This is a genomic window from Parabacteroides sp. PF5-9 (genome assembly GCF_029893105.1).
Classification (GTDB): Bacteria; Bacteroidota; Bacteroidia; order Bacteroidales; family Tannerellaceae; genus JARXWG01.
Window position 1 is genome coordinate 1 of record NZ_JARXWG010000013.1, and the last position, 21,713, is coordinate 21,713.

General features: G+C 41.7%; 18 protein-coding genes. 6 read left to right on the forward strand and 12 right to left on the reverse strand.

Features of this window, described 5'->3' with window-relative positions:
- Positions 1-146: 146 nt before the first annotated feature.
- Both M2135_RS08630 and M2135_RS08635 read right to left on the reverse strand, forming a co-directional pair.
- On the reverse strand, positions 147-2,552 hold the full coding sequence (locus M2135_RS08630) for a glycoside hydrolase family 95 protein (RefSeq protein WP_280748163.1): 2,406 nt from the start codon (positions 2,550-2,552) through the stop codon (positions 147-149).
- Between the two features lie 89 nt (positions 2,553-2,641).
- Positions 2,642-4,489, reverse strand: coding sequence for an ABC transporter ATP-binding protein (locus M2135_RS08635; protein ID WP_280748089.1), 1,848 nt, complete (start codon positions 4,487-4,489; stop codon positions 2,642-2,644).
- Positions 4,490-4,631: 142 nt separating this feature from the next.
- Here M2135_RS08635 and M2135_RS08640 point away from each other — a divergent pair, with 142 nt between their 5' ends.
- Entirely contained in the window at positions 4,632-5,312 is a 681-nt protein-coding gene (locus M2135_RS08640) for a hypothetical protein (protein ID WP_280748090.1), read from the forward strand.
- Positions 5,313-5,358: 46 nt separating this feature from the next.
- Here M2135_RS08640 and sulP read toward each other — a convergent pair whose 3' ends face one another.
- Positions 5,359-7,047, reverse strand: coding sequence for a sulfate permease (gene sulP / locus M2135_RS08645; protein WP_280748091.1), 1,689 nt, complete (start codon positions 7,045-7,047; stop codon positions 5,359-5,361).
- A 421-nt stretch (positions 7,048-7,468) separates the two neighbouring features.
- Here sulP and M2135_RS08650 point away from each other — a divergent pair, with 421 nt between their 5' ends.
- The 4 genes from M2135_RS08650 to M2135_RS08665 all read left to right on the forward strand — a co-directional run bounded on the left by M2135_RS08650 (position 7,469) and on the right by M2135_RS08665 (position 11,338).
- Entirely contained in the window at positions 7,469-8,365 is an 897-nt protein-coding gene (locus M2135_RS08650; protein ID WP_280748092.1) for a PepSY-like domain-containing protein, read from the forward strand.
- Positions 8,366-8,934: 569 nt separating this feature from the next.
- Positions 8,935-9,732, forward strand: coding sequence for a head GIN domain-containing protein (locus M2135_RS08655; RefSeq protein ID WP_280748093.1), 798 nt, complete (start codon positions 8,935-8,937; stop codon positions 9,730-9,732).
- 10 nt (positions 9,733-9,742) lie between these two features.
- The gene (locus M2135_RS08660) at positions 9,743-10,513 is read left to right on the forward strand and encodes a head GIN domain-containing protein (protein WP_280748094.1); all 771 of its coding nucleotides are present in this window, start codon (positions 9,743-9,745) and stop codon (positions 10,511-10,513) included.
- A 21-nt stretch (positions 10,514-10,534) separates the two neighbouring features.
- Positions 10,535-11,338 carry a head GIN domain-containing protein gene (locus M2135_RS08665; RefSeq protein WP_280748095.1) on the forward strand — a complete coding sequence of 268 codons (804 nt, stop codon included), beginning with the start codon at positions 10,535-10,537 and terminating at the stop codon, positions 11,336-11,338.
- A 9-nt stretch (positions 11,339-11,347) separates the two neighbouring features.
- Here M2135_RS08665 and M2135_RS08670 read toward each other — a convergent pair whose 3' ends face one another.
- From M2135_RS08670 to M2135_RS08710, 9 genes are all read right to left on the reverse strand, one after another.
- Entirely contained in the window at positions 11,348-12,364 is a 1,017-nt protein-coding gene (locus tag M2135_RS08670; protein ID WP_280748096.1) for an NAD(P)-dependent oxidoreductase, read from the reverse strand.
- Positions 12,357-13,118 carry a metal ABC transporter ATP-binding protein gene (locus tag M2135_RS08675; RefSeq protein WP_280748097.1) on the reverse strand — a complete coding sequence of 254 codons (762 nt, stop codon included), beginning with the start codon at positions 13,116-13,118 and terminating at the stop codon, positions 12,357-12,359. The genes M2135_RS08670 and M2135_RS08675 overlap by 8 nt, the downstream gene beginning before the upstream one ends.
- Positions 13,102-13,959 carry a zinc ABC transporter substrate-binding protein gene (locus tag M2135_RS08680; protein ID WP_280748098.1) on the reverse strand — a complete coding sequence of 286 codons (858 nt, stop codon included), beginning with the start codon at positions 13,957-13,959 and terminating at the stop codon, positions 13,102-13,104. The genes M2135_RS08675 and M2135_RS08680 overlap by 17 nt, the downstream gene beginning before the upstream one ends.
- Before the next feature lie 132 nt (positions 13,960-14,091).
- On the reverse strand, positions 14,092-16,536 hold the full coding sequence (locus M2135_RS08685; protein WP_280748099.1) for an FAD-dependent oxidoreductase: 2,445 nt from the start codon (positions 16,534-16,536) through the stop codon (positions 14,092-14,094).
- 61 nt (positions 16,537-16,597) lie between these two features.
- Positions 16,598-16,954, reverse strand: coding sequence for a MarR family transcriptional regulator (locus M2135_RS08690; protein ID WP_280748100.1), 357 nt, complete (start codon positions 16,952-16,954; stop codon positions 16,598-16,600).
- A 156-nt stretch (positions 16,955-17,110) separates the two neighbouring features.
- Positions 17,111-17,881 carry a hypothetical protein gene (locus M2135_RS08695; RefSeq protein ID WP_280748101.1) on the reverse strand — a complete coding sequence of 257 codons (771 nt, stop codon included), beginning with the start codon at positions 17,879-17,881 and terminating at the stop codon, positions 17,111-17,113.
- A 52-nt stretch (positions 17,882-17,933) separates the two neighbouring features.
- Positions 17,934-18,260, reverse strand: a complete 327-nt coding sequence (locus M2135_RS08700) for a cupin domain-containing protein (RefSeq protein ID WP_280748102.1) — start codon at positions 18,258-18,260, stop codon at positions 17,934-17,936.
- Positions 18,261-18,368: 108 nt separating this feature from the next.
- The gene (gene hcp, locus M2135_RS08705) at positions 18,369-20,000 is read right to left on the reverse strand and encodes a hydroxylamine reductase (protein WP_280748164.1); all 1,632 of its coding nucleotides are present in this window, start codon (positions 19,998-20,000) and stop codon (positions 18,369-18,371) included.
- A gap of 26 nt (positions 20,001-20,026) precedes the next feature.
- Complete coding sequence (locus M2135_RS08710; RefSeq protein ID WP_280748103.1) at positions 20,027-20,878, reverse strand: 4Fe-4S binding protein; 852 nt, start codon at positions 20,876-20,878, stop codon at positions 20,027-20,029.
- Positions 20,879-20,988: 110 nt separating this feature from the next.
- Here M2135_RS08710 and M2135_RS08715 point away from each other — a divergent pair, with 110 nt between their 5' ends.
- Entirely contained in the window at positions 20,989-21,651 is a 663-nt protein-coding gene (locus M2135_RS08715) for a Crp/Fnr family transcriptional regulator (protein ID WP_280748104.1), read from the forward strand.
- Positions 21,652-21,713 lie beyond the last annotated feature (62 nt).

Here is a 21,713-nt window from a genome sequence, read left to right on the forward strand (position 1 = left end):
TATTTCTATTCTGACGTATTAATTACTAATCCAAAATTATATATATAAACAAAAAGAAAAAGTGTTGTTTTAAGATGTAAATCTTATTGAAAAAAGTGGTTGGGAAGGCTGCTCCGGGAGGAGCGGCCTTTTCTGTTCTAACAATGTTAGAATTGCAATAAGACCTCTTCACCATCCAAAAGGGGGATATGCAGAAATCCATCTATTACTGGTAATGAAACAGGCTTTTGGTTTTTCCTGACACTGAGATTTTTCGAATGTTCGGGTAGTTTGATATTAAACTGTCCGGGAACGGTCGCTTTGATGGTGGCTTCTTTTAGCTGGCTATTGACCCATCTGGCTGAGACTTCGCCTCCTCCTCGTACTTTCAACCCGTTAAAATGGCCGGAGCCCCAATGATCGGGCAACGCAGGGAGGAAGTCGATGTACCCATTCTGACTTTGAACCAGCATTTCTGCGATTCCGGCACAGCTGCCGAAGTTTCCGTCAATCTGGAAGGGCGGATGTGCACAAAACAGATTAGGGAAAGTCCCTCCTCCTGTCACATTTGTGGTTCCTTCTTCCACACAGGGTTGAAGTAAATCCTTCAATAGTTTATAGGCATGATTGCCATCTTTCAGGCGAGCCCAGAAATTGATCTTCCAGGCCATCGACCACCCGGTACTTTTATCTCCCCGAGCCATTAACGATTTGCGGGCAGCCTCGGCTAGATTGGGAGTCGACTCCGTAGAAATTTCATCCCCGGGATATAAACCGTATAGATGAGAAACGTGTCGGTGAGTGGGCTCCACCTCTTCAAAGGGTTCCAGCCACTCCATGATACGTCCGTCTTTACCGATGGTGGTAGGCATTAGTTTGGCTTTTTTATTTTCGAGTTCTTCGACGAAAGCAGAGTCAACACCTAGTATTCCGGCTGCTTCAATGGTATTTGCAAACAGTTCACGTATGATCTGGTTATCCATTGTTGATCCGGCACAGACATGCACTACATTTCCATTAGCCATACGGAAACCATTTTCCGGTGAAGTCGTAGGGGCGGTTACCAGATAACCGTTGCGCGGATCAGTAACTAACATATCGACAAAGAATAATGCAGCACCTTTCATCACCGGATAAACCTCTTCCAGATAAGCCTTATTCATGGTGTACAGATAATGTTGATAGAGGTGCTGACAGAGCCATGCGGCAGAGGTATTCGTCGCTCCCCACGACGGATGTTCACCCGGTGCGGTAAACTCCCAGACATTCCCTAAGATATGTGTGACCCAACCGCGTGCATTATAAAACACTTTAGCTGTCTGCTCCCCACTTCTGACCTGTTGCTTTGTCCATTCAATCAACGGAAGATGTAGTTCCGATAGATTAGTCACCTCCGCCGGCCATAAATTCATCTGCAGATTAATATTCAGATGATAATCGCCATTCCACGGCGTATGAATCGTATTACACCATAGCCCTTGCAAGTTAGGCGGCAGTAATCCTTCGCGGGTCGAGGAGATGAGCAAGTATCTTCCGAATTGAAAATAGAGAGCGGCTAATGCCGGATCGTTTTCATCCTGTTGAACTAATTTTAAGCGTTGGTCTATCGGTAAATCGCTTGTCGATGAACGTCCCAGATCCAGGCCGACCCGACTAAAATAATTGTTATAAACCGCTATATGTTCTTTTTTTAATGCAGAATATTCCTTTTGTTCGGCTGAAGCAAGCAGACCAACAATCTGCTCTTTATATCCTTCTTTGTCAAAATAATCTGTAGCCATACTAATCAGGATTACTGCTTCGGATGCATTTGCGACTGTGAGTGTGGAATCAAGCGGAGTCAATGTCCCGCCTTTGGGTAAGACCACCCGTACTCGTACACCATATTGTGTCCCTTTCATCTCCAGCGTATCGACACCATCCGGCAGACGTCCCTTCATAATTAAATCACGCCCTTCAATAGCGAAGGTATAATGTTCCGGACGGTTTAATCCGAGAGTAAACGATAATGCTTTTTCATCATCGGCAGTCAGATAGACAACTCCGAGATCACCGGAAAAAGAGGTGAACACTTCACGTTGATACGACGTACTCCCTTTTTTAAAAGAGACGGAAGCGATGGCTTCATTCAGATGAAGCGTTCGACGATAATCGGTTATAGGTTCTTGCGTATTGTAATGATAATCCAAGAGTAAATGCCCTACTAACTGATAGCTTCCATATGGGGCATTTGCTCCGTCTCCCAACGCACTACCTGCTCCTTTGCAGACAAAGGTCTGATACATGAGGGCTTGCGCTTCATCATTTCTCCCCTCAAAGAGCAGTTGCCTGATACGTGAGAGGTACCAGTAGGCATACGGATTGTCTGTTTCTTGTTTACTCCCCGACCACATGGAGATCTCATTCAGAAGGATCCGCTCCTGTTCGACCCCTCCGTCGGGCATTAAACCGACTCGGCCGTTACCCAACGGGAAAGTCTCTTCCCATATCTGTGCCGGTTGGTTGAAATAATATGAGAGGGTATTCTCTTGTTTAATAATACCGGAATGACAGGAAACGAATAGAGATAACATAAAAAAGATCGGGAAATTATGGAGCCGACGGTAACATAAGTCGCAGATTCTATTCATCGGGTTCACTTGGAAATGTGTTTAATCGTTTTTCAGAAACTTTGCATATCACAAAGACGTTTGTAAAAACCATTTAGTTTCAGTAACTCCTCGTGCCGTCCGCGTTCGACAATCTCCCCTTCATGCATCACACAGATTTCATCTGCATTTTTAATGGTAGACAACCGATGGGCAATAACAATCGTTGTACGGTTTTTCATCAGGTTCTCCAACGCATCCTGTACCAGACGTTCCGATTCGGTATCCAAAGCCGATGTGGCTTCGTCCAGAATAAGGATCGGAGGATTTTTCAATATGGCTCGGGCAATACTGATCCGCTGGCGTTGGCCACCGGAGAGTTTTCCTCCCCGGTCACCAATATTCGTCTGGTAACCCTCTTCCGTAGAGAGGATAAAATCATGGGCATTGGCAATACGAGCAGCTTCTTCCACCTGTGCCTGCGTGGCATTATCTACTCCAAAAGCGATATTATTGAAGAAGGTATCATTAAAAAGAATAGCTTCCTGATTGACATTTCCCATGAGCGAACGCAGGTGATATAAAGTTGCATTTCTTACATCCGTGTCATCGATCGTGATATTTCCTTTTTCCACATCATAAAAACGAGGCAGAAGATCAACCAGTGTACTTTTCCCAGAACCCGACTGCCCGACCAAAGCGATTGTCTTCCCTTTCGGAATAGTCAGATTGATGCCTTTCAATACCCACTCGTTTTGGTATTTAAACCAGACGTCCTTGTATTCGATCTGTTTGTTTAACTGTATATCTTGAGGCTGCTCCGGATCTGTGATATTACTTTCAGCCATTAATATTTTATCAATCCTTTCCATAGATGCCAATCCTTTCTGAATAGCGTATGTAGCCTTGCTCAGATCTTTTGCCGGATTGATTATACTGTAGAAAATGACCAGGTAAAAAATAAACGTAGAAGCATCTATGGCGCTGTTCTCTCCTAAAATCAGGCTACCTCCATACCACAATACAATAGCGATTGTCGCTGTTCCTAAAAATTCACTCATCGGATGCGCCATCTGTTGGCGACGATAGATCCGGTTAGTGGTACGGCGAAAGGTATCATTGCTTTTTTCAAAACGTTCCTGGATTTTCTTTTCAGCATTAAATGCTTTAATAATTCGTAAGCCACTTAATGTCTCTTCGATCTGACTCATCAGATATCCCCATTGTTCCTGTCCGACTAACGATTTACGTTTCAATTTTTTCCCTACTGCCCCCATAATATATCCTGCCACCGGAAGAAGGATCAATACAAAAACTGTCAATTGCCAACTGATCACTATCATCCCAACCAGATAAATAACAATCAATATCGGATTTTTGAACAACATATCCAGCGAACTCATGATGGAGGTTTCAATCTCATTCACATCTCCGGAGACCCGTGCGATAATATCTCCTTTCCGTTCCTCGGAGAAGAATCCTAAGGGCAATTGGGTGATCTTTTTATTGATCTGATTACGGATATCCCTGACAACACCGGTACGGATAGGAATCATCGTAAAAAAGGCCAGATACATGGAAGCTACTTTCAGGAAAGTCATCGTTACCAGAAAAACCCCCAGAATGATCAAGGTAAATGAGCCGCCTTCTGTTTCGATCAGATTGCTGACAAAGGCAAAAAAGTTGTTACTCAATATCTCCGGCATCTCCTTCCAGGAATCCCATGAGAAAACATCCAACTGCCAATCGATATACGTATACACGCTCTCATCCGTTTTAAAAAGGATATTCAGGATAGGGATAATCAGGGCAAAGGAGAATAAATTCAATACAGCAGACAGGATATTGAAGATAACATTCAATACCAGGTATTTTTGATATGGAGGAACAAACCGTTTGAGTATACGAAGAAAATCTTTCATGTTTCTTATAGAGGGTTTAATTGGGGGTGCAAGTTAGTAATATCCTGTCGGAAAAGCTCCTTTTTTAGGTATATTAGCATAAATCTGTTTGTGTAGAATAGGGGTTTTTATTTGTGTATTTGTCCAATGATAAAACAAAAAGATGCATATACTAAGAAAAATAAGCGGGATAATTTTACTGATACTGCCCCTCTGCCTATCGGCAAAAGAGCGAAGAACCAGCGACCTTATGCTTACTGCCGGATTGAATAATGCTTCCGGATATGAACTTGAATTATCTACCACTTACTTGTTCAACAATTATTTCGGAGCAACACTTGGTTTGGGTGGCTATTGTCAGTTCGAACAATCAAGACACTTAGGCGGAACCATTCCGAATGGTGATGAATGGCGTATTTATAGTAATGATGTCTATGCACAACGCTTATTGCTTCGTCCGGCTCTCCGCCTCCGGATGCCTGTCATAACGGTTTGTGAGGATTGGCATCTCTCTTTGAATTCCGAACCGGGACTTTATCTTGTCGGTTTCCCGAATGAAGAATTGGGTGTTGATTATTACAGTAAAAAGGATGATATCAAACTATTCCCTTATCATACCGAAACGGTAAAAAACAAAGGCGGTAAGTTCTTCTTCTGGAATGTAAAGAACTTCATCGAACTACATGCCGAGAACCTCCTTATCAGCGCAGGGTATACCATCAGCAACTTTGATATTTACAACGGACGAAGAAATATCAAGATTGAAGGCTTCCCTATTAATCAATGGTTCCGAAAGCGAATGATGAGTCACTCCGTTTTTGTATCAATCGGTTATTGCTTTTAGAAACTTTCTGTAACCGATTTCTTCATAAACATTTAAACAAATATTGTCAGTTTTTACACTCTTCCGTAAACGCTTCTGCCCGGGTTATCGCCTCATGAATATTGCTGCAAATATTTTCCGTACCGATTTTTTGATCAAAACCTGATTTAATCAGTACCTGACGTACTTCGGAATTAACTCCGGAGAGGATCATACGGATGTTTTCTGCTTCTGATAAACGCAACAAACTTTCCAGGTTATGTAGTCCCGTAGAATCCATAAACGGCACTTTACGCATACGGATGATACGCACCTTTGGCTTATCGCCTATGCTTTTCATTACACCGTCAAATTTATTGGCGACACCAAAAAAGAAAGGACCGTCTATTTCGTATACTTCGACTCTTGCCGGAAGTTTCAACATCTCTTCTTCATGTTGTATTTCACCGTCATTAGATAAATCGACTACATCCCTGACGACCGAAACACGAGTCGTTTCTGTTACCCGTCGCATAAAGAGGAACATGGCCATTAACAAACCGATTTCAATCGCAATTGTCAGATCGAAGATCACTGTCAGAAAGAAAGTGGCCAATAGGACATAGACATCACTTTTGGGGTTTTTCAGTAGTGAGCGGAACGTTCGCCATTCACTCATATTATAAGACACGATAATCAACACGCCTGCCAAACAAGCCATAGGGATATGTTTGGTCAAAGGACCGAGGAAAAGCAAGATTAATAAAAGAACAACCGCATGTATAAGGCCTGCCACAGGAGTTCGTCCACCATTGTTAATATTTGTCATTGTCCGGGCAATTGCTCCGGTCACAGGGATACCTCCGAAGATCGGGACAACAATATTTGCAACCCCCTGTGCAATCAGTTCAGTGTTTGAATTGTGTTTGTTTCCGATCACCCCGTCTGCGACTGTCGCAGATAGGAGCGATTCAATGGCTCCCAGCATCGCTATTGTAAAAGCTGATGGCAAAAGCAGGTTAATCGTTTCCATATTGAAAGAGATTGCTTCCGGTTCAGGTAGTGAGGCATTGATCGTAAATCGGTCGCCAATAGTCTCTATCGTCGTAATCCCCAGGTAATTTTTCATAACAAATACGATCAGGGTCACAACAATAATCGCGATCAATGAACCGGGAATTTTTTTTGAGAATTTAGGAGATACAACGATAATGCCTATGCTAAGTAGGCCAATCAGTAGAGACCACCAATTGATCGTTGAGATATGTTGCCCATAAGTGATCCACTTGGAAATGAAATCAGCCGGTACATGTTCTATGGTTAAACCAAACAGATCTTTCATTTGCGTGGTGAAAATAGTCAATGCAATACCACTGGTGAAACCAACCACAATCGGATAAGGGATAAATTTGATCACCGTTCCCAACCGAAGGAGACCTAAAATAACCAACATAATACCGGCCATAACCGTTGCAATAGCCAATCCTTCGATCCCGAAATTCTGGATAATCCCATAAACAATCACGATAAAGGCGCCTGTCGGACCACCGATCTGTACCGAACTCCCTCCTAAAAAGGAGACAATAAAACCGCCTATAATCGCAGTGATCAACCCTTTCTCAGGACTTACTCCTGAGGCAATACCAAAAGCGATCGCCAGTGGCAATGCCACAATTCCCACAATAATTCCCGCCATCAGGTCGGCCATGAATTTCTCCCGGGAATAATTTTTTAGTGCTGTCAGCAATTTGGGATGAAAATCAAGTTTACTCGTCATATCTCTAAGACTAAAATATTAATGAATGTGCAAAGATATGAATAAATACTAATACGTTTTTGTATTCATAGAGATCTAATAGAAAACAGACTTGGGAAGTGCTGAAATCGCTCTCTTTTCCACATGCAGGAGAAACCACTTAGCGATTAAAACGAATTACTCCTGTATTCCCTCTTCCTCCCCCCCTCTCATTACTTGAAAATTGTAATCACAACTTGTAAAAGTTAGGATTTACAACTTGAATGAGTTGTAGATTCTATTCATTTTCAGGCCGTTTTTGGTAGATTCCGACAAATTACGATTTGTAACCTATTTTTCCTTTTCCAGAATTTCTCACCTCCCATCGCCCCCCTATATTTGCATCGTGTTAAGGCACGAATGAGTAAAACAACAACCACTAATTTTTCAAATTTATTACATCATGGCAACTAAGGTATTTTTTAAATTATTCGTTTTAATTTCTATTACATTATTTATCACTAGCTGTTCTTCTGACGAACATTTCGAAAGCTTACCACTAACCAACCAGACCGCTTCTACCACTCCATCAGCAATGACTCCCAACGAGAACGTATTAAGAGCGATGGATATTCAGTTCCCAAATGCTAAAAGCGTAAAATGGACTATCGAAAACGGCTATTACACAGCCAGCTTCTCTGAGAACGCCTCAGTTGTAAAAGCATGGTTCAGCCAGAAAGGAAACTTGGAATCTGCTCAAACAACTGTTGCTTACCAAACATTGAACCAATCGGTAAAAAGAACATTAGCCACAAGCGCATATGCGGATTACAGCCTCTTAAACGCCTATATCCTGGAAAGAGCAAACACATCGGATATCTATATGGTGAAAGTAAGCAACAACTCGGAAGTGTTGAACGTATACCTCTCTTTAGCCGGTGACCTGATCCGCACAAAAAACAGTACAGCCACTGAATCGGAAGCACCTGTTGTAATCCCTTCACAAGTAAACCGTACCATTAACGGGATGTTCAATGATTTCCAGGTATTGGATTACTGGGATGATTCATTGAGTGCCAAGGTAGGTGTGATCGACAGCAACAATGTTTTCAAACTGATTGCTCTGGATCAGGAGTACAACTGGATCTCTACATTCTGGGTGGTAGAAGAAGAGGTAGTACCTGCTCAGGTGATGAACAAATTCAAAGCATCTTCTTATGGCCATGCCGCAGTTAGCGACATCCGCGTGATGGATAACGGCCAAGAGGTGTCTTACCTGTTTTATTTCAGCCAGAACGACAAAAACAAAATTGCAACGGTGAAAGAAAATGGGGATTGTATTTCTATTCTGACGTATTAATTACTAATCCAAAATTATATATATAAACAAAAAGAAAAAGTGTTGTTTTAAGATGTAAATCTTATTGAAAAAAAGTGGTTGGGAAGGCTGCTCCGGGAGGAGCGGCCTTTTCTGTTAGTATATGATACGATCGTCATTTCTCGTTTTCAACAATTCTTATTCCCTGCTATTTAAATGGTTTGCATATATAAGTTCAATGACCCGGATGACCTGTTTTTTTGTGCAAATAAATTAATCGTCTAACAGCTGTGTCACTTTCGTCTACCAATTGGTGTACTTCCGTCTACCAACTGTGGTTTGATCGTCTACCAACTGTTAGACGATTAAATCTTTCAAAAAAACGGGGAGAGCGATCAGATAAAAGACGTAGGGCTTTCGCAAGAGCGGGTGAAAGGGTTTTAAAAGAGATCTGCCACGAGTGTTAATATTTTGTAATTATTAGTACCTTGCGATACAAGGTATTCTGCCCTTCCCTATATTTGCTTCGTATTTCATATCTGAAAAGCAAAAAATAAATCTCTATTTATTGTAACCAAACAGAAAAGAAGAATCTCTAATAATAAACGAACATGATGAAAACAAAATTAGTCTTTTTATTAAGTATTCTATTCATACTTCCGGGAAGTATACTTGCAGCCGATCCACTAAAGGGGAATGGTCATTTAACGACTACAAAAATCGAAATAGGAGACTATAATGACATTCGGATCGACGGTATTATGGATTTTAACTTTGAACAATCGGATGCTTCTCCAACATTAGAAATAACAATCGACGAGAATCTCCAACAGTATGTACAGACAGAAGTGAAAGATCGGATACTGACAATCGGATTTAAGAAGGGGATAAAAGTGGATCAGGTGACTAAATTCATCGTGAAAACAAACTCCAAATGGCTAAAAAACGTTCGCGTAACAGGCAACGCTTATTGTATGGTCAATAGCCGTATTGAGGAGGATGAATTAACGATACGTGCCAATGCAAACAGCTTGGTTCAATTCAAAGAGCCTGTCAAAGTCGGACGGTTGGAGATGAAAGTAACAGGTAGTGCCAATTTGGTCATCAGCGATTTGCAAACAGAGAACATCAAATGTGATCTGGACGGGTCGGGTTCGATCGCGTTAAAAAAGGGGAAAGCGAAAGAAGGCAAATACCTGATCACAGGCAGTGGAGATATACATGCCTTTGATTTTGAAGTTACTACGTTAACTTGCAAAATGACCGGAAGTGGTCTGGCTGAAATTTATGCAACCGAGTCTCTGAAAACGAACGTTATCGGTAATGGGGAAATATGTTATAAAGGAGTTGACCCGGATCATCTAACAATCATCGGAAAAGGGAAAATAAGTCCGAAACATAAAAAATAAATAATGACGTATGAAACAGAAAGTGGTTTGGTCTATTGTATTATGCATATGTGTGATTACCTCCGGATATGCAAAAAATAAAGTAAAGGGGAATGGTACGGCAGAGACCCGAGTCATATCGGTCAATGCGTATAACGATCTGCGTTTAGGTCAGAATATCGAGCCGAATAACGTCTCTTTTTTAGGGATAAATAAGAAGAAAAATTTTGCATTCAATTATGAACAGACAACTGGTGCATATACGTTGGAAATTACTCTTGATGAAAATCTATTCCCCTATTTAGAAATTGATCAAACCGGTCAAACACTATTTATCCGTGGAAAGGATGATACGAAAATTAATCCGACGATTTTTGTGGTTAATGGTCAATCACAGGAACTGAACAATGTGAGTATCAGCGGATGTGTTGATTTTATCGCTGAACGCGCTTTGACAACTCATAATATCAGCTTCCATGTATCGGGCGTAGGGGATATCCGGATAGCCCAATTAGTCAGTGAAAATATCGATTGTGAGGTTTCCGGTGTCGGGAGCGTTTACCTGACCGGTCAGGCCGCCAATGGTTCTTTCGAAGTCTCCGGAGTTGGTAAGATATATGCGTATGACTGTTTCGTGAAAAACTTGAATTGTGAAGTGTCGGGAGTCGGTAGTATACAAGCGAACGCCACGGATAAACTGACGGCGTATGCATCAGGTGTCGGCAACATCTATTACCGGGGTAATGCAACCGTCGACACCCATACTTCGGGGATTGGAAAAATCAGAAAAAATGACAAATAATTATTTTTAATACAACAAATTATGAAAACGAAAATCACTTTATCCCTTTTTACTTTCTGGTTGATCATAGGAAGCGGATGTATCCCGTTCAAACCGATCAAAGGCGACGGTAACCTGGTTACTCATCAAATTTCGATTGACGATTATAATAAAATCGGAGCCTTCAGCAGTTCGATGAAGATTAACTATGTCAGATCGGATGAAGCTCCTTTTCTGGAAGTCACCACCGATCAGAATATTTATGAAAAATATGATTTTATCATTGAACATGATAATCAGTTAAGTATCAAACCTAAAAAAGAATATCGGCAGAACAACTTTCGGCCGACGGAATTTAATGTCACGACCAATTCGCGTCAGCTGATCGAGATTATTATTGCCGGAAGCATTGAGTTTGTGACAAACAGTTCGCTATCGGGAGACGGACTCAAATTTGAAGTTGCAGGAAGCGGTTCTATATATTTTAACGACACAGTCATAGGCGACAAGGTAAAAATGAATATTGCCGGTAATGGGGAAATTCATGCTGTTCATCTGGTTAGTCGGGAGTTTCATAGCGAAATTGCAGGATCAGGTAAGTTGAATTTAGCGGGTCAGGCTGATCGTGCATCCTATAACATAGCGGGAAGTGGTGAGGTTAGAGGATTTGATTTCATTACCAACGACATTAAGGGTGAGATCGCTGGTAGTGGGGATCTTGAAATATATGCAAACAATAGCATCAAAGTGGATATTGCCGGCAGTGGAGAAATTAAATACAAAGGGGATCCTGAAGAGCCTTCAATAAAAGTCGCCGGATCAGGTTCAGTCACAAAAGTAGAGTAGGTTGCAAATCTACAGCCATCCTTTCCGACGATACCATTCGATACTTTCCTGTAATCCTTTCTCTAAATTATAGATAGGTGTAAAATTCAGATCATCCTGAAGCGGCGTAATATCACAGATCCAGTTGCGCTGTTTCAGGATAAGATATTTATCGGTATTTAGTGTCATGCTTTTCCCAAGTAATCGCCCTATGCCTTCCGAACAAAAACAGACCGGCTTGACAAGCCATGCGGGAATACGGGCACGAAACACCCATTTTTTTCCCAGCATGTTTTTGATCAGTTGCGCAAACGTTGTATCGGTATACACATCACCGTCTGCCACAAAATACGCCTTGTTCAAAATATGCTCACGCTCTAAACATTGAAAAGCCAGATTTGCCAGGTCTTTTACATAGATAAAGGTTAATTGCTGGGGAGTATAACCAACCGCAAAATCAAATCCCGATTGAATGCTTTTAATCTCCATAAAATAATCTTTATCCCCCGGGCCATAAATACCGGTAGGTCGCAGAATCACATAAGGGAAATCTATCTGAGAACGAACATATTCTTCGGCAAGCGCTTTGCTCTTTCCATAGGCTGTATTCGGTGTTTGGGGATCATTCGCTCTAATGGGGGTAAACCCTTTTTCATCTCCCGGCCCAAAACTGCTCAGACTACTCATCAGAAGAAATTTCGTAGGTTTACAGTCGGCCAACGATAAGGCAGTCAGTAATGTGCGCGTATGTTCTGCATTTACTTTAAAAAAATCGGCCTTATGTAGTGTTTTAGTCAGGCCGGCATTATGAATCACATAATCCCATATTCCGTTTTCCTGTACAAATAATTTGAGTTGATTGGTCAGTTTCTCGACATCCTGATAAGCTAAATTGATAAAACGTAAACGTTCATCTTTTAACCGCTCTTTATTACTTGTCAATCTGACTCCTGCCCATACTTCATATCCACGCCGGAGTGCCTCTTCGACTAAAAAACCGCCTACAAAACCACTGGCACCTGTAATCAGTATCTTTTTTTTATCCATGTTTATGCGATTTTAATACCCGGTGAGGAATTTCTCCATGCCCTATCAATTCAATCGGACAGGCATATACATCTCCCAACCAATCTTCCGATATCTCTGTTCCCGCGTGATAATGCAATGTCTCATTGACACACGCGATATTTTTTACAATAGACAAGACGGTTCCGATATCATGCGAGACCAACACAATTGCACTCTCCTTATTTATCTCTTCCAATAAGTGATAGAACTGTGATTCGAACCGTTTATCGACATATGAACTGGGTTCATCTAAAACCAATACACTGGGACGGGATACGATTGATCTTCCTAAGAGGACGCGTTGCAACTGTCCTCCTGACAGTTCACCGATGGCTCTTCCTTTTAGTTCCTCTAACCCCATTTGGCCTATCACCTCATCAATACGTTCCCGTTGGCGCTTATTAAACCCTCTAAACAATGATTTTTCAGAGGAAAGGCCGGAAGCAATCACTTCCCAAACGGAGATCGGGAACTTCTTATCGATGATATTCATCTGAGGGAGATATCCTATCCGTAATGAAGAGACACGTTCTTCATTTTGAAAAAAGCAGACTTCCCCTTTCTTTGGAGTTAATAAACCCAGAATCACTTTTAAAAGCGTTGTTTTTCCTCCTCCATTGGGTCCTATAATCCCTAAAAAATCATTCGCATAAATGGTCAATGAGACGTCATGCAATACGGTCTTTTCCTCATATCCGGCTGAGATATCCTGCAACTCAATTAACTTCTTCATCGGCTAAGGCTTTTGCGATATGAATCATCTCTTGAGACCAGTCGTAGTTTAACGGGTTGATAGTCACCAGTCGGCAACCAGTCTCCTGCGCGATCAATTCACCGTTTTTACGGTCAAACTCTTGTTGTACAAACACCACCCGTACATTGTGGTTCTTTGCCGTATCCACTAACTCTTTCAACTGGACAGGAGAAGGTTCTTTTCCATCCATCTCTATACACAGCTGCGTCAGATTATATTCTCCTGCCAAGTAGGTCAGCGCAGGATGGTAGATAATAAAAGTTCTGCTTAATAGCGGTTTCAACAAGGCATCAACCTCTTTTTGTGTCTCTTCAATCTCTTTTATCAATTGTGTATAGTTTGCTTGATAAACGGATTTATTCTCCGGATCCAAAACGATAAATGCATTCAGCATATTTAAAATAATCTTTTTGGCTCCATTAAAAGAGGTCCAGAGATGAGGGTCTACCGCTCCATGATAGTGATCTCCATGTTCCCAATGATTCGTAATCAACTCCATCCCCTCCGAAAGATCAACGATTTTTAGCTGTTGGTTATTCTGTGCGATATGTTCCATCCAGGCAAGTTCAAATCCAATATATCCGATTCGGAAATAAGCTTCACTTTTCCCGATTTCAACCATCTGTTGTGGAGTCGGATCATACGTTTCAGGACTTTGTCCGGTTGGAACAACACAGTTGATCTGAAACCGATCGCCTGCAATCTTCTCTGCAAAATAGCGTTGAGGTTCAATAGTTACTGAGATAACCCGCTTATCCACCTCCTTTGTCTTGCATGAAAACAAGCAAATAAGAGTTAAAAAAACAACAATCTTTTTCATGCCGTATATCATTTGGTGTAATCAAGGTCACAAAGTAAAAACAAAAAAACCATATCCGTATTAAAAGCGACTGCCCGAGTTTATCTTAATCTGAAAAAAATAAACGAATCATCTCTTTCTTAATTTACGTATTTAAATGAATAAACTCATATTCGATTTCTCAGCACGTTCCAGATAGGTGGCTACTCCGCCTAATTGAACATTATCCAACAACTCTTCTTGTTTCACTCCCATAACATCCATCGACATCGTACAGGCAATCATCTCTACTCCCGAATCGACGGCTTGCTGTATCAGCGCCTCCAAACTGTCGATATTCTTCTTTTTCATGATAAAGCGCATCATCCGGCTACCCATTCCTCCCATATTCATTTTGGAAAGCGATAGTTTGGTGCTGTTCGAAGGGAGCATCATTCCGAACATTTTGCCGAAAAGATCTTTCTTTACTGAACGTTTCTCTCTCTTTTTAATCACATTTAATCCCCAGAATGTAAAGAATAAACTGACTTTTTTTCCGGTAGCGGCAATCCCGTTGGCAATCACAAAAGAGGCTAATGCTTTGTCGAGGTCGTCACTAAAGACGATCATCGTTTTATTTCCTCCCATAGAAACGGCAGGAACAGTTTGTGTTTCGCGCACTTTTTCTACAGTGACAGCGACGGTTCCCGCCTCGGTTTTCCGTCCCACGAACCGTGCTCCGGTAATATTGCACCAGCTTTCGGCATCCTGGCTGAAGGCCATATCTGTCGATTTTACCTCCAATCGTTCGCCAGTATTCAATCGATCATAATGCTTTTTTAGTTGAATAATCGGCCCCGGGCAGGCTAAGCCGCAAGCATCTACTCTGATTGTTTTTGTATCGCCGGCGTTCCGGGTTATTTCATTTTGATTTTCATCGAGATTATCCGATTCGTGATAGTAGGATTGTTCACACATGACCGATGAATAGGTTTTGAACCCTCCCGAAAGGTTGTATACATTCGTAAAGCCTTTCTGTGTCAGTATCCTGTATGCCAGATAACCACGCAGGCCGATGGCGCAATACAGGATTATCCTTTTATCAGTAGGTATTTCGTCTAATCGACTTCGTAAATCGTCTACAGGGATATTTACTGCTCCGTCTATCCGGTTTAGATTGTATTCGTGTATGGTGCGAACATCTAAAAGGAAGTCTTTTTTAGGATCGATCGTTGCGATATCCCGCCAATGCAGGGGTTTCATCTTCCCTTTGATGATATTCTCTGCTACGAATCCGGCGATATTCACAGGGTCCTTAGCCGATGAAAAAGGAGGGGCATAGGCTTGTTCTAATTCGGTCAGGTCGTAGATAGTGCCTTTTCTCTGTATGACCTGAGCCATCATTTCGATGCGTTTGTCTACTCCATCGAAACCGACCACTTGTATTCCGTATAATTCTCCCGTTTCGGGGGCGAAAACGATTTTAATTGAAAGGGGTAAAGCCCCTGGGTAGTAGCCGGCATGCGAAGAACTGTGGGTGTACGACGAAAGATAATCCACGTTCAGCCGCTTCAAGACTTTGGCAGAAACACCCGCAGCCGCAACTGTTAAATCGAATACCTTGGCTATGGATGTTCCGATAGTTCCTTTATAGAGATGTTTATTCCCTTCCAGAATATTGTCGGCAACTATCCGGGCTTGCTTGTTTGCAGGGCCTGCCAATGGAATCAGTGCAGGTAGATTGGTGACCGGATTGGTGACCTCAACGGCATCTCCTACAGCGTATATATGCGCATCCGATGTTTGCATATGTTCATCTACCCAGATGCCTCCCAGTGTGCCTATCTTCAAACCTGCCGATTCGGCCAACTGCTTTTCGGGTCGAACGCCGACACTGCTTATAACCATATCGGATGTGATCTGTTTGCCACCGTCGAGTAAGACACTCAAGTGCTCGCCGGCAGTTTCAAATCCGATAACTCTTTCTTTTAACCAGAGGTTGATTTTTTTCTCCTTCAGGTGTTGATGTACCATAGCGGCCATAGAAAAATCGAGCGGTGCCATCACCTGGTCGCTCATCTCAACGATATCGACTTCCAGACCCGCTTCGTGTAGGTTTTCCGCCATTTCCAAGCCGATGAATCCACCACCCATTACCACAGCCCGTTTGGGTTTGTGTTGTTCGATATAGGTTTTGATGGCATCGGTGTCGGGCACACTTCTCAATGTGAATATTTGGGGGTGATCGATACCCGGAAGCGGCAGTTTAACGGGGTCTGCTCCGGTGGAAATAATGAGTTTGTCGTAAGATTCGGTGTACGTTTCTCCTGTTTGCAATTTCTTTATCTGTATGGTTTTATCTTCAGGAGAAATAGAGACAACTTCCGATTGCAACCGGATATCAATGTTGAAACGGTTAATGAATCCTTCTGCCGTTTGAACAAACAGTCGATCCCGCTCTGCAATCGTTCCTCCAATGTAATAAGGTAGTCCGCAATTGGCATACGACACATATTCTCCTCGCTCAAACAGGATGATTTCAGCATTTTCATCCATTCGACGAAGACGGGCGGCTGCGGTTGCTCCTCCCGCCACTCCTCCGATAATCAATACTTTCATATATAAACTGTATTTAATGTAAATAATGTTTAGTAGAAACTAAGTGAGTAAAAAAAAGCGATTACTCGCTTTTTATCAGTTTCGACAATACATCATCTAAATGTATTGGCTGTTTTTTCATGATCCGTACCACTTTTTCACCCTCTTTCGAAAGAGAAAAGATCATCTTCCGCTTATCTTCTAAGCCTATTTCACGAATGATCCACCCTTTTTCTTCTACCGACATAATGATTTTTGATACACGCGAGTTGGAAAGACCTATAAATTCCGCGATTTCGTAAGCAGAATGAGGTTTTCCATCTTTCATACAACACAGCAACATTGCTTCGTTTATCGTCATATCGAACTTTTTAACAAACTCTTTTTCAAACGAATATAGTGCTTTGTAAATATCTTTTATCTGACAAATAGATTCCATTATGTATATTTTCTATTATGAAATATTTTACAAAGGAAATAATTGCTTCTGAGATATACAACTCTAAGCTGTTAAAGTTAAAAAAATAGAGTGATGGGGATTGATTTGCAAATCATCCCCAAATTAGAAAATACGTTAATCTGTGCCTTGATTTTATTATTTGCTATCCGGCAAATTCTTGAACCATAATCTGTGTGTTTCTGTCAGTGCATTTCCACGATCTGTCAGATCCCAGACCCGATCATTGATATATGTGCATTGATCAAAATAGGTCATCCTATTGATATTTGTTTCTTCAAACTCCTCCATATTTACTTTTTTGTTTTTTACCATATCGCAAATCTCAAGTAACAAAGAAGAATTTGTAATAACAGCCCATTCCATTTCATCTTTATTAGAAGGAGCCGGTTTTGTCTCATGGCAACAATACATGTTCAGTATTACCCTCAGCTTCTCTTTCTTAGGAACTGTAACCGTTGCCTTTTTGATTAACAATCCATTTTGCCGATCGTTATTCTTTGATTTCAGAATCATGCCTGCCGGAAAGGTGAGTTCTATATCTTTATCTGTTATATTTTCAAGCGGAAGTAAAACCGTAACCGCATATCCACTGCCAACACTCACATCGTAATCAACCGAATAACTCCACAAGGCTCTTAGTGCCGACGGTTGATTTGCATTAAAAGAAGCATCAAAGTAGTCATCAAAGGCTCCTTTTATTTTATCTGTAGCAACAATGCCATCAGGTAATTCATACTTTTTCCCTGTTAATGGACCTTCTGTTGCTCCTAATCCTGATATTTTTCCGGGTATGTCTACTTTTATCGTGTCATCAGTATCAGTATCATCACCATCCGAACAAGCCGGTACCAGTAAAATCGAGCATGCAAAGAATAAACTTAAAATCCAATTGATCTTATTTTTCATTTCGTATCTGTTTTAAAATTAGTAAAGTAAGCCATTTAATAGAAGTAAACGTTTATCCCTTAATCATTGTGAGCAGCATCTTAAATGGCTGCAGGGCAAAGAGTGCGTGCGGTATATTAGCCGGCATGATAACGGTTTGTCCGGTAGTTAGTAGTAAGGGATTGCCGTTTATCGTGATTTCTGCTTCTCCATCCAATATTTCTACTACCGCATCAAACGGAGCTGTGTGCTCGCTTAGTCCCTGCCCCTTATCGAAAGAAAAAAGGGTAATGTTTCCTGCATCGCTTTTTAAGACTTGTTTGCTGATTATACCACCCGCGGAGTAGTCAACCATTTCCGTCATATTCAGAATGGCTCCTTTCTCAAATAATTCGCTCATAATTACATGTGTTTATTGTTAACTTTAATATTTGTTTCTTGAAGAAAAACCCTCCAAAAGGGAACCTTCAGGAGGATTTTTCAATCATAAAGTAATTGGCCTCAAAGACTATCCTAAAAACATCTTCATATCTTCATCTACTGTTGTAATTCCACCGATACCGAAATTATCGATCAGTACCTTAGCCACATTCGGTGAAAGGAATGCAGGCAGTGTAGGCCCTAAGTGGATATTCTTTACTCCTAAAGCAAGTAATGCCAGAAGGACGATTACCGCTTTCTGTTCGTACCAGGCAATATTATAAGCGATAGGCAATTCATTCACATCATTCAGTTCGAACACTTCTTTCAGTTTCAGGGCAATCAATGCCAATGAGTAGCTGTCGTTACATTGTCCGGCATCCAATACACGGGGGATACCGCCAATATCGCCCAATGGCAGTTTGTTGTAACGGTATTTAGCACAGCCTGCGGTAAGGATAACCGTGTCTTTCGGAAGTTTTCCGGCAAACTCGGTATAATAATCACGGCTTTTCATGCGTCCGTCGCAACCGGCCATCACGAAGAACTTACGGATAGCCCCTGATTTTACGGCGTCGACAACTTTGTCGGCAAGGGCAAATACCTGTTCGTGAGCAAATCCTCCGATGATTTCTCCTGTCTCGATTTCAGTAGGTGCTTTGCATTGTTTGGCATGTTCAATGAGTTTTGAGAAGTCTTTCGGCTGTCCGTTTTTGCGATCTTCAATATGTGTAAAGCCACTGAAGCCGGAAGCACCCGTAGTATAAACGCGGTCGGCATAAGTTGAAGTAGAACGTGGCGGTACGATACAGTTTGTCGTAAACAGGATCACCCCATTGAATGATTCGAAATCTTCATTCTGACGCCACCAGGCGCTACCGTAGTTGCCGGCAAAGTGACTGTATTTCTTGAATGCCGGATAGTAATGGGCCGGAAGCATCTCGCTATGCGTGTAAACGTCTACACCTGTTCCTGCGGTCTGTTCCAATAAGTCTTGCATATCGCGTAGATCGTGGCCGGATATTAAGATGGCCGGATTATTACGTACACCGATATTCACTTTGGTAATTTCCGGATTGCCGTAAGTCGACGTATTGGCTTTATCAAGCAGTGCCATTGTTTTTACACCATATTCACCACATTTAAGTACCAAAGCTGTCAACTCATCAGCCGATAACTCTTGAGTGGTGGCAACTAAGGCTTCTTGCATAAAAACATGAATATTTTCATCATCAAAACCTAAATTAACAGCGTGTTCTGCATAGGCAGCCATCCCTTTTAATCCGTATGTCAGCAATTCACGCAAAGAGCGTACATCTTCATTTTCTGTTTTAAGGACGCCGACGGTAGCGGCTTTCGTTTCCATTTCTTCCAAACTGTTTCCTTTCCAGGTTGTACAATCGCAGTCTGTAGTAACGTTTCCAGCCTCTGTCGCAAGTTTGTCGCGTAAAGCAATTGCTTCGTGAATACGTTTCACAAAACGCTCTTTGTCGAAATTAGCATTCGTGATCGTCATAAACAATGATTCCATCACAAAGTGGTTGGTTTGGGCAGACACCTCAACCCCTTTTTTACGCAGCTCCACCGTATAGTGAGAAATCCCTTTTAACAGGAATATCAATAAATCCTGTAGATTAGCCACATCGGAAGTCTTTCCGCATACTCCTTTTATCGTACAGCCTTTGTTCATGGCTGTTTCCTGACACTGATAGCAAAACATGTTCATTTTTTTTGATTTTAATTGGTTTATATCCAGTTTTCTTCTATTATCTCTCCTTGTATTCCTATGACAACCTTTTTAACAGGAACTTTGTTTGATGCCTGCTCCAAAGCCATTTTTACCAGTTGTAATAATCCTCCGCAACAGGGAACTTCCATGATGACCACTGTTAAGGTATTAATCTGTGCTCTGTCTATCATCTCGGCAATCTTCGATACGTACACTTCTTTGTTGCTGTCGAGTTTCGGACAGGCAATAGCCAATGTCCGGTTACGCATAAAGCGATCATGGAAACCACCGTAGGCATAAGCTGTACAGTCGGCAGCCAACACCACGTCGGCGCCCTGAAAGAATCCCGACTGCGGATTCAATAGGTGAAGCTGCACCGGCCATTGGCGCAACTGCGAAGGGCTATTGGTGGTTGGTATTGCCGTATTTACCGGAGCAAATGACATCTCCCGACTTCCCGGGCATGCAGCGAAAGGTTGTCCGCAATTAGAGGATTGTTTATGATTATTTTCCATGTCTATATCTATTGCTATATTATGTTCTTTTAGATAGCGAAGGCCTTGAGCCAACAGTTCTGTTTCATTATGATCTTTCAGATGAGTGAGGTGAGCCCGGATTGTTTTTTCTCCTTTTGGGACCAATCTTTCCATAACTGCAATCTCATCATAAGGCTCTGCTTCGCGTTCTTCAAAGTCTATCGCTCCCACGGGGCAGTCTCCGATACAAGCGCCCAAGCCGTCGCAATACAGGTCGCTAATCATTCGCGCTTTACCGTCAATCAGTTGCAATGCGCCTTCGTGACAGCCATTGACGCAGATTCCACAACCATTACACAAGTCTTCATTTATCTTTATTATAGTTCTTTTCATCATTTTCTTCAATTATACTTTTGCAAACATACAGTGATACGAGAAGATAAACCGTAACATTCGTTACGGGTGTAAAACTTATTCTGTGTAACTTTGCAAAAAATAGATGTATGAATCAGGACTTACTGTTTTTCTGTTCTATATGCCGGGATAAATCCCCTGAAGAGATTGATCAAATAAGATGTACAATCGACCATACGGTAAAAAACTATAAAAGGGGAGAATTGATTGCTTCACAGGGCGATCGTATATCAAGTCTTTACATGTTGACGAAAGGCAAAGTGAAAACGGAAATTATTTCCAAATCAGGACTTACTGTTTCCGTAGAAGAGATAACGGCTCCTTATCCGTTGGCTGCCGCTTTTCTTTTTGCAGACAACAATCGCTTTCCGGTAGAGGTTACCGCGATGGAGGAGTGTAAAGTGATACTCATCAGTAAATCATCGATCGAAAAACAGATGGCAAAATGTCCCGGATTCCTTCGGGGATTTATGGCTTTTATAGCCAACCGGGTACAGTTTCTTTCGGAAAGACTGAAAATATTTTCACAGAAAGGGATTAAGGCTAAAATTGCCTATTATATCCTGCAACACGACCAGAATGGGACATTTGAACTGGGACGGAGTATTGTATCACTTGCCGAATATTTTGGCGTAGAACGTCCTTCGCTCTCAAGAGCCATATCCGAGATGGCACATGATGGGATTATTGAGTTTGAAGCAGGGAAAGGGAAAATACTAAAATACAATGCGTTGAAAGAGTTGTTGGGATAATTCATTCTAATTTTCACCAATCACTGACAACGTTCATAGCTTGTAATAAGGTTTCTTATTTC